The sequence below is a fragment of the Stenotrophomonas sp. VV52 genome (genome assembly GCF_002893095.1).
In the GTDB taxonomy this organism is placed as follows: Bacteria; Pseudomonadota; Gammaproteobacteria; order Xanthomonadales; family Xanthomonadaceae; genus Stenotrophomonas; species Stenotrophomonas aracearum.
This window is the reverse complement of record NZ_PKQQ01000011.1, coordinates 1-15,601: the sequence shown is the minus strand read 5'-3', so window position 1 is coordinate 15,601 and position 15,601 is coordinate 1. Positions and strand designations below refer to the sequence as shown.

At 65.8% G+C, this 15,601-nt stretch carries 12 protein-coding genes; all 12 read right to left on the bottom strand.

The window, feature by feature from the left end:
* Window positions 1-108 precede the first annotated feature (108 nt).
* Complete coding sequence (locus C2U58_RS16175) at window positions 109-3,258, bottom strand: CusA/CzcA family heavy metal efflux RND transporter (RefSeq protein WP_102946796.1); 3,150 nt, start codon at window positions 3,256-3,258, stop codon at window positions 109-111.
* A gap of 1 nt (window position 3,259) precedes the next feature.
* Window positions 3,260-4,669, bottom strand: coding sequence for an efflux RND transporter periplasmic adaptor subunit (locus tag C2U58_RS16170; RefSeq protein ID WP_062165798.1), 1,410 nt, complete (start codon window positions 4,667-4,669; stop codon window positions 3,260-3,262).
* On the bottom strand, window positions 4,666-6,045 hold the full coding sequence (locus C2U58_RS16165; RefSeq protein ID WP_253256769.1) for a TolC family protein: 1,380 nt from the start codon (window positions 6,043-6,045) through the stop codon (window positions 4,666-4,668). The genes C2U58_RS16170 and C2U58_RS16165 overlap by 4 nt, the downstream gene beginning before the upstream one ends.
* Window positions 6,046-6,585: 540 nt before the next feature.
* Window positions 6,586-9,012, bottom strand: a complete 2,427-nt coding sequence (locus tag C2U58_RS16155) for a heavy metal translocating P-type ATPase (RefSeq protein WP_082746427.1) — start codon at window positions 9,010-9,012, stop codon at window positions 6,586-6,588.
* A gap of 61 nt (window positions 9,013-9,073) precedes the next feature.
* A complete protein-coding gene (gene copD, locus C2U58_RS16150; RefSeq protein ID WP_017354978.1) occupies window positions 9,074-10,003 on the bottom strand; it encodes a copper homeostasis membrane protein CopD in 930 nt (309 codons plus the stop codon).
* A gap of 10 nt (window positions 10,004-10,013) precedes the next feature.
* A complete protein-coding gene (copC, locus tag C2U58_RS16145; RefSeq protein WP_102946794.1) occupies window positions 10,014-10,397 on the bottom strand; it encodes a copper homeostasis periplasmic binding protein CopC in 384 nt (127 codons plus the stop codon).
* 162 nt (window positions 10,398-10,559) lie between these two features.
* A complete protein-coding gene (locus tag C2U58_RS16140) occupies window positions 10,560-10,928 on the bottom strand; it encodes a four-helix bundle copper-binding protein (protein WP_017354980.1) in 369 nt (122 codons plus the stop codon).
* 52 nt (window positions 10,929-10,980) lie between these two features.
* Window positions 10,981-11,505, bottom strand: a complete 525-nt coding sequence (locus tag C2U58_RS16135) for a DUF411 domain-containing protein (RefSeq protein WP_229301210.1) — start codon at window positions 11,503-11,505, stop codon at window positions 10,981-10,983.
* Window positions 11,506-11,519: 14 nt separating this feature from the next.
* Entirely contained in the window at window positions 11,520-12,029 is a 510-nt protein-coding gene (locus C2U58_RS16130; protein ID WP_026070602.1) for a DUF4440 domain-containing protein, read from the bottom strand.
* Window positions 12,030-12,048: 19 nt separating this feature from the next.
* Complete coding sequence (locus C2U58_RS16125) at window positions 12,049-12,819, bottom strand: cytochrome c (RefSeq protein WP_026070603.1); 771 nt, start codon at window positions 12,817-12,819, stop codon at window positions 12,049-12,051.
* A gap of 12 nt (window positions 12,820-12,831) precedes the next feature.
* The gene (locus C2U58_RS16120) at window positions 12,832-14,109 is read right to left on the bottom strand and encodes a copper resistance protein B (RefSeq protein ID WP_017354984.1); all 1,278 of its coding nucleotides are present in this window, start codon (window positions 14,107-14,109) and stop codon (window positions 12,832-12,834) included.
* A partial coding sequence (locus tag C2U58_RS16115; protein ID WP_102946793.1) for a copper resistance system multicopper oxidase occupies window positions 14,106-15,601 on the bottom strand: 1,496 nt, incomplete at its 5' end. The genes C2U58_RS16120 and C2U58_RS16115, both read right to left, overlap by 4 nt.

Genomic DNA, 15,601 nt, shown 5'->3' with positions numbered 1-15,601 from the left:
TTGCGGTGGGCGAAGCCAGTAACGCGCGAATTGGCCGTGGACGGACGGATGTTCGCGGCCACAGTTGCATGAGCCGTCGGTCCCTGCCTGCGTTGAACGGCCCCATCACTACTTCTCCTTGGGTAGTGCGGAGGAGGGGTGCGGCTTCCTGGCCAGCTGCCGCTGCTTGATCAGCGAGTACAGCGCCGGGATCACGACCAGGGTGAGGATGGTCGAAGACACCATGCCACCTACCATCGGCGCAGCGATTCGGCGCATGACTTCCGAGCCAGTACCGCTGCTCCACATGATGGGCAGCAGGCCCGCCATGATCGCGACCACGGTCATCATCTTCGGGCGCACGCGGTCGACCGCGCCTTCGATGATGGCCTCGCGCAGGTCCCGTGAATCCAGTGCCCGGCCTTCGGCCTGCCTCTGCGCGGCACGCGCTTCAAGTGCGTGGTCGAGGTAGATCAGCATCACCACGCCGGTTTCCGCGGCGACGCCCGCCAGCGCGATGAAGCCCACGATCACCGCGACGCTGGTGTTGTAGTCGAGCATCCACATCAGCCAGATGCCACCGACCAGTGCGAAGGGCACCGACAGCATCACGATCAGCGACTCGGTGACACGGCGGAAGTTGAGGTACAGCAGCAGGAAAATCAGCGCCAGCGTCACCGGAACGACGACACGCATCTTCTCCGCGGCACGTTGCATGTATTCGTACTGTCCACTCCAGGTCACGTAGTAGCCAGGCGGGAACTGCACCTGCTCGGTGACCGCTTCCTGCGCAGCCTTCACGTAGCGGCCGAGATCGCTCTCTCGGGTGTCGACGTAGATGTACGCCGCCAGCATCGCGTTCTCGGTGCGGATGCTCGGCGCACCCTTCCTGACCTCAATCCGCGCCAGTTCGCCCAGCGGCACCTGGGCGCCGCCGGGCACCGGCACAAGGACTTGGCTGCCTATCCGGTGCGGATCGTCGCGGAGTTCGCGGGGATAGCGCACGATCGCGCTGAAGCGTTCGCGGCCCTGGAGGATGGTGGTGACGATCTCGCCGCCCAGCGCGGCGGCCACCACGTTCTGCACCTCGCCCAGGGTGACGCCGTACTGGGCCAGGCTGCCAAGGTCGGGGGTGATGTCGAGGTAGTAGGCGCCGGTCAGGCGTTCGGCGAACGCGCTGGTCGTGCCCGGCACTTCGCGCACCACGGCTTCGATCTCGGTGGCCAGCGCGTCGAGTTGCTCAAGGTCCGTGCCGAAGAGTTTGATGCCCACGGGCGTGCGGATGCCGGTGGCCAGCATGTCGGTGCGCGCCTTGATCGGCATCGTCCAGGAGTTGGCGACGCCCGGGAACTTCAGCGCCGCGTCCATCTCGGCGATGAGCTTGTCGGTGGTCATGCCGTCCCGCCATTCGTCCTCGGGCTTGAGGTTGATGACGGTCTCGAACATCTCCAGCGGTGCGGGATCGGTGGCCGTCAGGGCACGGCCCGCCTTGCCGAACACCGACTCCACTTCCGGGAAGCCCTTGATGATCCGGTCCTGCTGCTGCAGCAGCTCCGAGGCCTTGGTCACCGACATGCCCGGAAGCGACGCGGGCATGTACAGCAGCGTGCCTTCGTTGAGGGTTGGCATGAACTCGCTGCCCAGCCGCGATGCAGGCCACAGGCTTGCAAACAGGGCGGCCAACGCAAACATGATTGTGGCCATGCGATGCCGCAGAACGACGTTGATCACCGGCCGATAGGCCGCAACCAGGAACCGGTTCACCGGATTCTTGTGCTCGGGCACGATCTTGCCGCGCACGAACAGCAGCATGAGTACCGGTACCAGCGTGATCGACAACAGCGCGCCACCGGCCATCGCGAAGGTCTTGGTGAAGGCCAGCGGCTTGAACAGGCGACCTTCCTGAGCCTCCAGGGCGAACACGGGCAGGAACGAGACGGTGATGATCATCAGGCTGAAGAACAGCGCCGGCCCGACCTCGCGACAGGCATCGATGATCAGCTGGGTCCGGCTGCGGGAGCCGTCGGAGCGCTCGATGTGCTTGTGCGCGTTCTCGATCATCACGATCGCCGCGTCGACCATCACGCCAATCGAGATCGCGATGCCGCCCAGGCTCATGATGTTGGAGTTCATGCCCAGCATGCGCATCGCGATCACCGCGATCAGCACGCCGACGGGCAGCATGACGATCGCGACCAGCGCGCTGCGCGCATGGAACAGGAATACCAGGCACACCAGTGCGACGATCAGGCTCTCCTCGAGCAGCGTCGTGCGTAGCGTCTTGATCGCGCGCACGATGAGATCGGAGCGGTCGTAGACCGCCTGGACGCTGACGCCCTCGGGGAGTCCACTCGCAAGCTGGGCGATCTTGTCCTTCACCCCCCCGATCACGGCCAGGGCGTTTTCGCCGAAGCGCGCAATGACGATCCCGCCCACAACGTCGCCTTCGCCGTCCAGGTCGACGATGCCACGGCGCTCATCGGGTACCAGTTCGACCCGGGCGACGTCGCCGATCAGCACCGGTGCGCCCCCTTCGGCGCGCAGAACCAGGCTCTCGATATCCTCGATACCGCGCAGGTAGCCGCGGCCCCGCACCATGTACTCGGTCTCGGCCATCTCGATCACGCGGCCGCCGACGTCGCGGTTGCTCTCGGCGATCACCTCGGACACGCGTGAAATCGGGATGTCGAACTCGCGCAGCCGGACCGGATCGACGGTGATCGAGTACTGGCGCACGAAGCCGCCGACGCTGGCGACCTCGGCCACGCCGGGCGCGGTGGTGAGCTGGTAACGCAGGTACCAGTCCTGCATCGCGCGCAGCTCGTCCAGCGAGTGGCGGTCGCTCTGCAGCACGTACTGGTAGACCCAGCCCACGCCGGACGCGTCGGGTCCCAGTGCCGGTGCCACGCCAGCCGGCAGGTTTTTCGACGCGACGTTGAGGTTCTCGAGCACGCGCGAGCGCGCCCAGTACAGGTCCGTGCCTTCTTCGAAGATGACGTAGATGAAGGAGGCGCCGAAGAACGAGAAGCCGCGGACGTCCTTCGACTTCGGCGTCGCGAGCAGGGCGCTGGTCAGCGGATAGGTGACCTGGTCCTCGACCACCTGGGGCGCCTGCCCCGGGTACTCCGTGAACACGATCACCTGCACGTCCGACAGATCCGGTTGTGCGTCCAGCGGCGTGTTCATCAGTGCGTAGATGCCGCCGGCGACGATCGCCAGCGTCATCACCAGCACCAGGAAGACGTTGCGTACCGACCACTCGATGAGGCGACCAAGCATGTCAGTGCCCCTCGTGGCCGGTGGCGGAGGGCGGAGCCTCCTCCGGGGTGGCCGGCATCGAATGACCCGCGTGCGGATCAGCGGCTTCGTCACCATGACCTGCGTGCGGGTCGGCGGCGTCCTCGCCGTGCCCGGCGTGTGGATCCTCAGCGGTGCCCGAAGGCGCGCCGTGTCCTGTGTGACCCTCAAGACCCTGGAGTGCCGACTGCAGGTTGCTTTCGGCGTCGATCAGGAAGTTGGCGGAGACCACGACCTGCTCGCCCTCGGTCAGGCCGTCGAGGATCTCGATGCGATCGCCGCCGCGCCGCCCCAGGCTGACATCGCGCGGTGCGAAGCGGCCAGGGCCGGTCTCGACCAGCACCACCTGGCGCGTGCCGCTGTCGAGCACGGCCGAGCGCGGAACGGTCAGGACCGGTCCAGCCCCCGGCTCCTCCAGCACCACCGTCCCATACAGCCCGGGCCGCAGGTCGCCAGCGGGGTTGGGCAGGGCGATGCGCACATCCACGGTGCGCGTCATCGCATCGATGACGGGCTGCACGAAGGTGACCTCGCCCTCGGCCACCTGGCCCGGCAGGGCCACGGTTTCAAAGCGGGCCGTTTGGCCGGGCTGGATACCCGCGGCCTGCGCCGCCGGCACCTTGGCGATCACCCACACCTTCGACAGGTCCGCCAGGCGCAGGATGGTTTCGCCGGGCTCGAAACGCGCGCCCTGGACCACCGGCTTCTCGATCACGACCGCGTCCGCGGGCGCGGTGAGCACCAGGCCCGTCTTGCCCATCTGCGCGTCACTGATTTCCCAGTTGCGCAGGCGGGTGCGGGCGGCATCGCGCAGGCGGACCATCGACGCCGCGCTCGCGGGATCGGACCCGGCCAGCCTGCGGGCGGTCTCGTCGGCCAGCCGGTATTCCTGCTGCGCCGCGGCCAGCTGCGGGCTGTAGACGGAGAGCAGCGGCTGCCCGGCGCTGACCCGCATGCCGGTCTGGTTCGCGTACAGCCGCTCCACCCAGCCTTCGAAGCGCGGGGCGATCGCGTACTGCCGGGTCTCGTCGACCTCGACCGTGCCGCTGGTGCGCACGGTAGCGGACAGGGCTCCGCGCTTGACCGCTTCGGTGCGCACGCCCAGCGCCTGCACCTTGTCCGGCGGCAGCACCACCGTGCCCGGTGCCGCCGGCGGTGCGTCGTCGGCATAGACCGGGACGTAGTCCATACCCATCGGATCCTTCTTCGGCACGGGCGAAGTGTCTGGCAGGCCCATGGGATTGCGGTAATAGAGCACCTTGCGTTCCGTCGTCGCCTCGGCAGAGGTGTCGGCGGACGAGGAGTCTTGTGTGGCGCGGCCGGCCATCCAGCCGATGGCCAGGGCGGTGAATGCGACGCCGATGGCGAGCGACAGGGTCTGGACACGGGTCATCGGATCTCTCCTTCGATGGCGCGCACGGCGGCGGCGCCCAACAGTTCGTCACGCAGCGCGTCGACCCGTGCGAGGTCGGCGCCCTGCCATTCATTGAGTGCTTCCAGCAGCGTCCCGAAGTCGACTTCACCGACCTGGTAGCTGGCCAGCGCGGACTGCCAGGTGGCGTCCGCCTGCGGCAGCAGCGTGTTTTCGATCAGTCCGCGGCGTTCGCGTGCGCTGGTCCACTGTGCCCAGGCGGAGGCGCCGCGCTCTTCGACGTTCCGAAGCGTGGCGTCCATGCGGGCGAGTGCTGCGTCTTCGAGCAGACGGGATTCGCGCTCGCGCTCGCGTCGGGCGCGCTGCTGGAACGGGATCTCCACCTCCAGCATCAGCTCGGTGCTTTCGATCCCATTGCCGAGTTGCATCGCGCCCACGCCCACGGTGATATCGGGATACCGGTTGCGACGCTCCAGCACCACGTTCGTGCGGGCGGCCTCGGCGCGGGCGCGCTGCGAACGCACTGCCGGATGCGCATCGGCGCCATCCAGCGCTTCGGCCAGCGAAGCGCTGCGAACGAAGAGGCGGGGCGCCTCATCGGGGGTGGTCAGCGGCGCATCGGAGCGGCGGCCGAGCACGGCGTTGAGCGTAGCGACTGCCTCCTGTTTGGCCGCGAGGCGCTCGATCCGCTCGCGCTGGAGGCTGGTCTGCTCGACCTGGGCACGGATCGCGTCCTGCTGTGCCGCACGGCCCAGGGCGTAGCGAACGCCGGCGATCTCTTCGATCTGGCGGAGGAGGACGATGCGCCGATCGAGCACAGCGACCGCCTGGTCTGCGTGCCAGTAGCGTGCGTAGGCCGCCTCGGCATCAGCCAAGAGGTCGCGCGTCGCGGTGACGCGGTCGAGGCCGAGCGCGACCGCGTCCTGGCTGGCGACGGTCCGCGCCAGGCCGCGCTTGCCCCAGAGCGGGAAGCGCTGGCGCAGGGCGTAGGAGACTTCGCGACCGGCATCGGGAGTCCGCCAGGGCTTGTCCGGATCCAGGCCGCTGAAGCCCACCGACGCAGACGGATCAGGCAGTGCGCCTGCAGGCAGGATTCGCGCCTCGGCGGCCTGGGCTTCGAGGTCCAGTACCCGCAGCTCGGGGTTGTGTTCGAGAACCCAGACGCGGATCGACTCGAGGCTGTGCCCCGGGACAGGGTCGGTGGCCGACACAGGCAGCGCCAGCGTCCACAAGGTGCTGGCGAGCAGGCAGGGAAGCAGGTGCCGGAGCGGTGGCCGCCGGCGGAACAGCGGGCGAGGAAGCAGGCGCCTGGCCTGCAGTCGGTCGAACGGGGATGCCATGTCAGATGTCCTTGGGCCGAAGCGACGCAGGTCGCTCGGACGAGGGCAGGAGCACATGCCGTGATGCAGCACGGCACGAACGCAGAGCACTGCGCCGCACAGGAGGTGCGGGGCAGTCAGCGTTCGGGCATCAAATCAGCAGGAGGGCCGCTGGGTGGGCGGTTGGTCGGTGCCAGGCAGGTCTGGGGGGCGAGTCGACCCGGATGGACGTGGCCACGTGGGAGCCATCCGCGCCATCAGCCACCGCGACCCAGGAGTGCCAGTCGCCGGCGAGCAGCGGCGGGACCGGTGGGATACGCCCACTGTTCGCCGAGATGTCACCTTCGGTGCAGTGTGCGTCGCACAGCGCCTTGCTCGCCGAGGGGAGCAAGGCATCGCAGTCATGGCCGTGGCCGTGTCGGGCGTCGCTGGCGGCAGTGACGAGTGCGGCCGGCGAACCTGGGAGATCCAGGCACTCGCCATGTCCGGCTAATGCGAGCTGGGACCAGAGCAGCGCCGCCATCGCGAGGAGGACGGTGCGCTGGAACCATTTCCGGTGGCGAAGGCGGGCCATGACCGCAGCTTACCCCTTGCCAAGGAGGGTGTAGTTGATCCAAATCAACCGCTGGTCAGTCCGGGGGCCCGGTCCGGCTCGGTCGTCTTCGCTGCCGCTGGGACTGCCACCGACTTGGCCAGGCGAAGCGCGTTGGCCACCACCGACACCGAGCTCACGCTCATGGCGAGCGCCGCGACCATCGGACTCAGTAGGATCCCGAACGCGGGGTAGAGCACCCCGGCCGCGAGCGGAACCCCGAGCGCGTTGTAGACGAACGCGAAGGTGAGGTTCTGCTTCATGTTGGCCACGGTGGCCTGAGAGATCTTCCGGGCGCGCAGGATGCCGCGCAGGTCGCCCTTGACCAGGGTGATCTGCGCGCTCGACATCGCGACGTCGGTGCCAGTACCCATGGCAATGCCGACGTCGGCGGCGGCCAGCGCCGGCGCGTCGTTGATGCCGTCGCCCGCCATCGCCACCCGCCGGCCTTCGCGCTTGAGGCGCTGCACCAGTTCGGCCTTGTCCTCGGGGCGGACCTCGCCATGCACTTCGTCCAGGCCCAACTCTGTGGCCACAGCCCGTGCGGTGGTGAGCCCGTCGCCGGTGGCCATGATGATGCGCAGCCCGGCGGCGTGCAGCTCATTGATGGCGGCCGCGGCCGACGCCTTGATCGGGTCTGCGACCGCGATCAGACCCGCCAGGCGACCGTCCACGGCGAGGAACATGGCGCTCGCACCCTCGCGGCGCAGACGCTCGGCGACGTCGACATGCGCACCGGGATCGGCGCCCAGATCATCCATGAGGGCGGTATTGCCCAGCGCAAGCGCGCGACCGGCGACGGTTCCGCGCACACCCATGCCGGTCACCGAGTCGAAGTCCTCCACGCGGTCGAACTCGAAGTTCCGGCGTCGGGCCTCGGCCACGATGGCATCGGCCAGCGGATGCTCGCTGCCCTGGTCCAGGCTGGCCGCCAGGTGCAGCACCTGGTCGGCGTCGAAGCCCTCGAAGGCCACGACTTCCTTGAACGCGGGGCGTCCTTCGGTGAGGGTGCCGGTCTTGTCGACGATGAGGGTATCGATGCGGCGCATGTGCTCGATGGCCTCGGCATCGCGGAACAACACGCCCACCTGTGCCGCCTTGCCGGTGGCGACCATGATCGACATCGGCGTGGCCAGACCCAGCGCGCAGGGGCAGGCGATGATCAACACCGAAACCGCGTTCAGGATGGCAAAGGTCCAGGCCGGCTCCGGGCCGAAGAAGCCCCAGATGAAGAAGGTGGCCACCGCGATCGCCAGGACCGCGAGCACGAACCAGTAGGCGACGGTATCGGCCATCCGCTGCATCGGCGCGCGAGCGCGCTGCGCCTGCGCGACCAGCTGCACGATCTGCGACAGCACAGTGTCGGAACCCACCTTGGCGGCGCGGATCACCAGCGCGCCGGTGCCGTTCTGGGTCGCGCCGATGACCTGATCGCCAGTGGTTTTCTCGACCGGGATCGGCTCGCCGGTGAGCATCGACTCGTCGACCCTGGAGCGGCCTTCCACCACTTCGCCATCCACCGGCAACTTTTCGCCGGGTCGCACGCGCAGGTGGTCGCCGACATGCACGTGGGTTAGCGGGATGTCTTCCTCGGTGCCGTCGGCATTGACCCGCCGGGCTTCCTTGGGCGCCAGACCAAGCAGGCCCTTGATTGCCGCGGACGTTTTCGAACGCGCCCGTAGCTCCAGCATCTGGCCGAGCAGCGTCAGCGACACGATCACCGCCGCCGCCTCGTAATACACGCCGACGCGCCCATGTTCGGTAAACGACGGTGGGAACAAGCCGGGTGCCAGCGTGGCGACCAGGCTGTAGCCAAAGGCGGCCGCAACGCCAATCCCGATGAGGGTGAACATGTTCGGGCTGCGGTTGCGGATCGACTGCACGCAGCGCTCGAAGAACGGCCAGCCGGCCCACAGCACGACTGGTGTGGTCAAGACCAGCTCGACCCAGGTCTGCACGTCGATCGACAACGGCAGGATCTGCACGTCGCCCAGCACGACACGCGGGAGGTACTGGCCGAACATGGCCAGCACGAGCGTCACCACAGTCAGCGGAAGCGTCCACCAGAACCGGCGCGAGAAGTCGCGAAGTTCCGGATTGTCATCGTCCTCCAGGCTCGGCATTTCCGGCTCCAGCGCCATGCCGCAGAAGGGACAGTTGCCTGGACCTTGTTGCCGGACTTCCGGGTGCATCGGGCAGGTGTAGATGGCGCCGGGCTGTGCCACCTCGGGTTCGTCCTGGGGCGTCAGATAGCGCTCCGGATCGGCCACGAACTTCGCGCGGCATCGCTCCGAGCAGAAGTGGAAAGGTGTGTCGGCGTGGGTCGCATGATGCTGCGTCGTGGCGGGATCGACCTGCATGCCACAGACCGGATCGGTGACCCGTCCATCCGCAGCCTCGACAGGGGCTGCGCCTGCAGAATGGTGATGGTCATGGGACGACGGTGAGTTCATGCCGATGCTCGCTTTAGTGGGGATGGACTGCCAAGGCAGTGTGCCATTGCGGGTTACACAGCTATTCGGGGCTGAGCGTCCCGAGCACTGAAACAACAATCAGGATCAAGATGGCCAGCGCGGCCTCAGCCGTAACACTCTGCCGCAAAGCCCGCACCTCCTGCGCGGGATCTCCGCTGGTCAGCGCTCGTTCCAAGCGCGGCACCAGCGTCCATCGGTGCAGCGCTCCCAAACCCAGCATTCCAGCGAACAGGGCCAGTTTGAACAGCAGCAACTTCCCGTAGGTGCTCTGGAACAGGGCCGAAAACGACCACGCGGTGAGATCCCCGTAGTGCGCGATGCCGGACACGATGAGCGCACCAACGAAGATCGTTCCCAGCGTCGAAAAACCATGCAGAAAGTCATGCGTTGATCGCAGACGCCCGCTGCCGTTCGTCTCTTTGCCGCGCAGCAGCATGGCAAGGAACATCAGGACCGCTGCGATCCAGCCGCCTGCCGCGAGAAGATGGACGATGCCTGCAGCAAGCCGGACCGCGCCTGCCAAGCCCTCGCCAGCGGCGGCGTGGCCGTTCCATGCCAGCGAAGCGAGTGCGCCGCCCGCCAGCATCGCCCCCAGCGGGAAGGCGGTCTCCACCTTCCCGCGGCGACGATGCCATCCGAGCACGAACATCAGGGCGACCAGCAGCGCGCCTCTCGCCATGGCTGCCCGGCCCGCGGACGTCTCGAGCAGATACCAGCCAAGCGATGCGCGATCAACCTCGGCAAGCGGCATTCCCATGATGCCCGCGGTCTTGAAGACGACATCGAGCCCGGTGAGCACGAGACCGGCTACGGCACCCGCCAATAGAACGCCCATGAGTGACCACCCGGCCAAGGCGTCGGCGAGTGCCGATCGACGCGACCCGTACCAACCGAAGAGTGGAACCCCGAAAAGAACCATGATGACAAGGTATTCCAGGAATCTCAGTGCATAAGCCGACAGGTCGAACATTCGCGACTCCTCAGCGCACCGTGAAGCTGAAGCTGCCCGGCATGGGGTGGTTGTCACCACCGACGGCGCGGTATTCCACGGTATAGACGCCCGGAGTCAGCGGCTGGGGCAACTTGGCACGCAGGGTCTTACCGTTGTTGACGATCTCGGTCGTGAAATTCTCGATCGGCATGGTGGAACTGCCGTGCTTCATGAGCAACTTGAGACGCGACGCCCGCGGAATCAATGTTTCGTTGAACACGAGATCGATCTGGCCCGGCGAAGCCACCACCGCATTTGCCGCCGGTGTGGACTGCTGCAGCGGGGCGTGGGCGTGCGCGATCTGCAGGGAGAACTGCCCAGCCGCAATCGCGAGGACGAGCGCGAAGGAGCGAAGGACGTTTGATGATTTCATAGGGATAAATCCTCATTGCGAATGTGATGCAAAGCCCCGTTCGGCGCCGTGCTGTGTTGGATCCGACAAGCGTTAGGTGTCGGGCTGTCACCGAAACCACGGTTGGTCGGCTTTTGATATTTGAGATGAGGATCCCGCCGCTCAGGCGGGATCCTCGACGCGTCAAGCCGCCATGGCGCTGCAGCTTTCCGCGCAACGGCGACAAACTTCGGCGCAGCGCGCCATCTCCGGGTCGTTCATGGCGTCGCATGCTTCGGCGCACTGGCGGCAGATCTCCGCGCAGGCACTGCAAACCACCGAGTGAGCGCTGGCGCCACGCAACATGGCGTCGGCGCTGGTGGCGCAGATATCGGCACACGTCGCCAGCAGGGCGATGTGCTCCGGGGCTGCGTGGGCACCTCCTTTGCTCAGGCAATAGTTGATGGTCTCAAGGCAAATCGCGTGGCATTGCGTGCAGTTGTCGATGCACTCGTTCATGGCCTGAGACCGGTGGTCTTCGGAATGGTGAGTCATGTGGATCTCCTGCTTCATCGCGGACGAGAATCGGCGCGCCCGCAACACCGCCCCCTGTTGCTCTTGCGGATCAATGCTGTGCGAAGGGTTCGGTGGTTCCGTCGTGATGGACCAGCTCGACCGTATACGGCTGCTGGCGTCCTTCCGGGACCTCCATGCCCGGCGAACCGAGCGGCATTCCGGGCAGGACCAGGCCGCGTGCGTCCGGCTTTTCTTCGAGGAGGCGCTTGATGTCCTCGGCCGGGACATGGCCTTCGATGACGTATCCGTCGACCTCGGCCGTGTGGCAGGAGCCCTTTGCATAGGGGACACCCAGGCGCTCCTTGACCGGACCCAGGTCATCCATGTCATGCACATCCACGGTGAACCCCGCCTTCTTCACGTGGTCGATCCAGCTACCGCAGCACCCGCAGGTCGGGGTCTTGTGGACGGTCATGCGTGGCAGGGCGGCTGGAGTCGCGTCGGCTGTTTCCGGGACGACCTGTGCAGTGGGCGCGATGGTGGATTGCGCGGGTGTAGCCGCTTGGGTGCAGGCACCCAGGCCGGCGACCGCAAAAGCCGCCCACGCCAGTCGGTTCAATCTGCAGGTTTTCATTTCTGGTTCTCCGCTTAGCGCTTGGTCCGCGAAGACCAGTGGATGTGGGCGATCCGCCAACCGTCGGTGGTCTGCTTCAGCACCATGGTCTCGGTGCTCTGGACGGTCAGTGGCTTACCGTCTTTCTGGGCGTGCAGCTCGCTTTCGGTTCCGACCCATGCGAACTCACCAGCGGTGCGTGCACGCTGACGGAGCAGCTGGCGATGGGCGCCCTTGAGGAATGCCGCATCGCTGACTGCGTGATGACCCAGATATTCCTCGCGGCTGCGCTCGGCACCCCCGGACTCGAGGATGAGGACGTCGGCAGCGAGCAGGGCTTCGACCGTGGCCAGATCGCCGCTAGACAGGGCCCTGTTGAAACGCTCCGCTACGGCGACCGCGGCCTCTGCAGTGACTGGGACGTCGACGTCCGCAGATGCCGCGGCAGCGGGGTGATGTGCGTGCGGCTGTGTCGCCTGCGCCATTGCGGGGGACACGACGGCCAGTGCCAGTGCGAGGGTGAACGAGATTGCTGTTGCGTTCATTGCGTGGGCTCCAAGGAGATCAATGGGTGTGCGCATGGCCGTCATCGGCCACGGGCGTGTGTGGTGCAGGGTGCGACTCCACCTTGCCGTCGGGATGGCCGTGGCTCACCAACCCGACTTCCGTGTCGCTGGGTGTCGGGCCGTGGTGATCGTCGTCCACGCCCGGCGGGTGCGCATGCGGCATGGAGTTGTTGCCCGGCTCGAATAGGGCAGGGTGATCCTCGGCCTTTTCGTCGTCATGGTGGCCTTGCGTCTCGCCGCCGCCATGCGAATGACCATCACTGCTGGCCACCAACGCCTGGTAACCGGCCTTGTCCAGCGTGGGCAGCTTCTGCAGGAAGGCCGACATGTTCCAGATGAACTCATCGTCCATGCTGCCGCCCCACGCGGGCATGCCGCTGGCCTTGATGCCGTGCTTGATCACCCAGAACGCCTCAGCTGGAGCGACCGACTGTTTGCTTAGGTTCGGTGGCGCGGGGTACAGGCCCTTGCTCATCTCGGTGGCCGCCGCCTCTGGCGAAAGATGGCAGGTCACGCACATGGCGTTGTAGTTGCCCGCACCCTGGCGGATACGCTCAGGATCATCCAGGTTCGTGGGCACCTGAAGCTTGGCGGCGCGCACCTCAATGGAACGCTCGCGCGCCGTTTCAAGTAGCGCATACACCGGGCGACTATGCGGATCGTCGGCGGCCACGTTGTACACGCCCAGAGAGACCGTGGCAGTTGCCGCGACCGCAACCAATCCCACGCCGGCACCGAGCCATACCCACATCCTTTTGTTGGATTTCATTGTCAGTTCCCCTTAGAACCAGGTACGAAGGCCGATGACCAAGCGCGTGTCTTCAAAGGACTCGCCATGCTCGCGTCGCATGTCTGCGGTATTGCCAAACGCGCGCTCGTACACCACGCCGATGTAGGGAGCGAACTTTCGGGTGAACTCATAACGAAGTCGTAGCCCCGCCTCAGCGGTACTCAGACCCGAACCTATCCCGCGCAATGGATCGTTCTTGCCATAGGCGGTGACTTCCACCAGCGGCTGCAAGATCAGCCGGTTGGTTAGCAGCAATTCGTACTCGGCCTCGACATTGGCGGCAGTCTGGCCCCCTTCGCCGAGATAGGCTGTGGCGGACACTTCGAACTTCATCGGCGCCAAGCCCTGTACACCGATAGCGGCGAAGTTTTGAGATGCCCCAGGCTTGAAGTCATGACGCACACCGGCCACCACATCCCACCACGTGGAGATACTGCGGCCGTAGAGCACTTCCAGATCAGCCGACTCGGTCTGACCATCCGTGCGTTCGCCTTCACTGCGGAGCCAGACGCGATTGAGGTCCGTACCGATCCAAGCCTGGCCCTCCCAGCCCAGCCCGGTGCCCGGATCGGCATCCCAGGCTTCCAGGCGATTGAGCAGCACGTAGCTCTTGATCGAGTTGTCATGCACCGGATGCGCGTGTTCCGGCGCGATGGCCGCCTTGCGATCCGCGTCCGTCACCGCGGGTATCGGGGTGCGCGGCTGCGTTGGCACTGCAGGCCCGTGTCCCATCTGACTGTGGTCCATGCCCTGCATCGACTGTGTCTGCGCTTTGGGCGTTGCGGGCGTGCTCGGAGGCGCGCCGTGCCCCATCTTGGAATGGTCCATCCCCTGCATCGCAGGCGTGGCCGTACTAGAGGTGTCGGCTGCAGCGGGCTGTGCCATCTGACTGTGATCCATGCCCTGCATCGACTGCGCCTGTGCTGTGGGCGCCGCAGGTGTGCTCGCGGGCGAGACGTGCCCCATTTGCGAATGGTCCATGCCCTGCATGGCAGGCTCGGCTGCTTTAGCCTGCGGCGCGGCGTGGCCCATCGTCGCATGATCGATCGTCGCTTCGCTCGGCTTGGCCGGTGTTGCAGGCTTTTGGGCTGGCGCAGGTTTTGATGTCGGCGCCTGTTGTGCAGAGTGATCCTGAGTCTGGGTCTGCGCGCCCTGCTCCATCGGCATGGAGCCGTGCTGCATGGATTGGGCGCTGGCCGCATTGGCCAGGGCCAGCGAGATAGCCAGCGTCAGCGCAGTCAGGGTGGTATCGCGTCTATTGATGTTCATTCGTCGACCCTCACCGTGCGCATCATTCCGGCTTCCATGTGATAAAGCAGGTGGCAATGGAACGCCCAGCTGCCCAACGCATCGGCACGCACGCGATACGTGCGTCGGCTACCCGGCGGCATATCCACCGTGTGCTTGCGCACCATGAAGTTGCCGTTGTCGTCCTCCACGTCACTCCACATGCCGTGCAAATGGATGGGATGGGTCATCATCGTGTCGTTAACCAATACGATGCGCATACGCTCGCCGTAGTTCAGCCGCAGCGGCTTGACATCGGAGAACTTCTGACCGTTGAAGCCCCAGGAGAATTTCTCCATATGTCCGGTCAGATGCAGCTCGATCTCGCGACCGGGGTCGCGTCCGTCAGGGTCTTCAAAGGTGCTCTTGAGCATGGAATACGTCAGTACATGACGGCCGTTATCGCGCAGGCCATTACCCGGATCATCCAAGCGCGAACTCACGCTCATGGCCTGGTTGTCCAACAGGGGATTGTTGGTCTCGCTGGCAGGGTGTGATTGCATGCCCCCGTGCTGCATGCCTGCCATGGCACCATCGCCGGCGGCGGGCATCGCATGGCCTGCATGGGCCGAGGTCGCGTTACCGCTGGCAGGTGGGGTCATGCCAGGCATGCCCATGGCCGCACCACAGCCGCCTTCCATGCCCTTGCTGCCGCCAGACATATCCATCGATCCATGATCCATGCCCATGTCTGCCATCGTCAGCAGCGGCCGGGGATCCACAGACGGAACGGGCGCGCGTAATCCTTCGCGCACGGCGAGCGTGCCGCTGACGTAGCCGGTGCGACCGGAGTCTTGGGCAAAGATGGTGAATGCGTCCTGCCCGGAGGGCTCCACGATCACATCGAAGGTTTCTGCTACCGCGATGCGGAACTCGTCGACGGAAACCGGATGGACATACAAGCCATCTGCTGCCACCACGGTCATCTTTAGCCCCGGAATACGCACATCGAAGTACGTCATGGCAGAGCCATTGATGAAACGCAGGCGCACCTTCTCGCCACTGCGGAACAAACCGGTCCAGTTGCCCAGCGAGGTCGTGCCGTTCATCAGGTAGGTGTAGGTGTTGGCGTTGACGTCGGACAGATCCGTGGGCGTCATCCGCATCACGCCCCACATCTTGCGATCTTCCAACGTGGCCGACAGGCCGTTGCGCTTCACATCGCGCGCAAAATCGCCGACCGTGCGCTTGTAGTAATTGTCATGGCCCGGCATCTTCTTCAAACGATCGAACAGGGCCGTCGGGTCCAGGTCTGTCCAATCGCTCAGCATCACGACGTAGTCGCGATCGAAGCTGAAGGGCTCCGGCTCCAATGGGTCGATGATGATCGGGCCATAGAGCCCGGCTTGTTCCTGGAACCCCGAGTGGCTGTGGTACCAGTAGGTGCCGCCCTGATGCAGGGTGAACCGGTAGTGGTAGGTCTCACCACGTCCGATACCGTCAAAGCTCAGGCCCGGCACGCCGTCCATGTTGG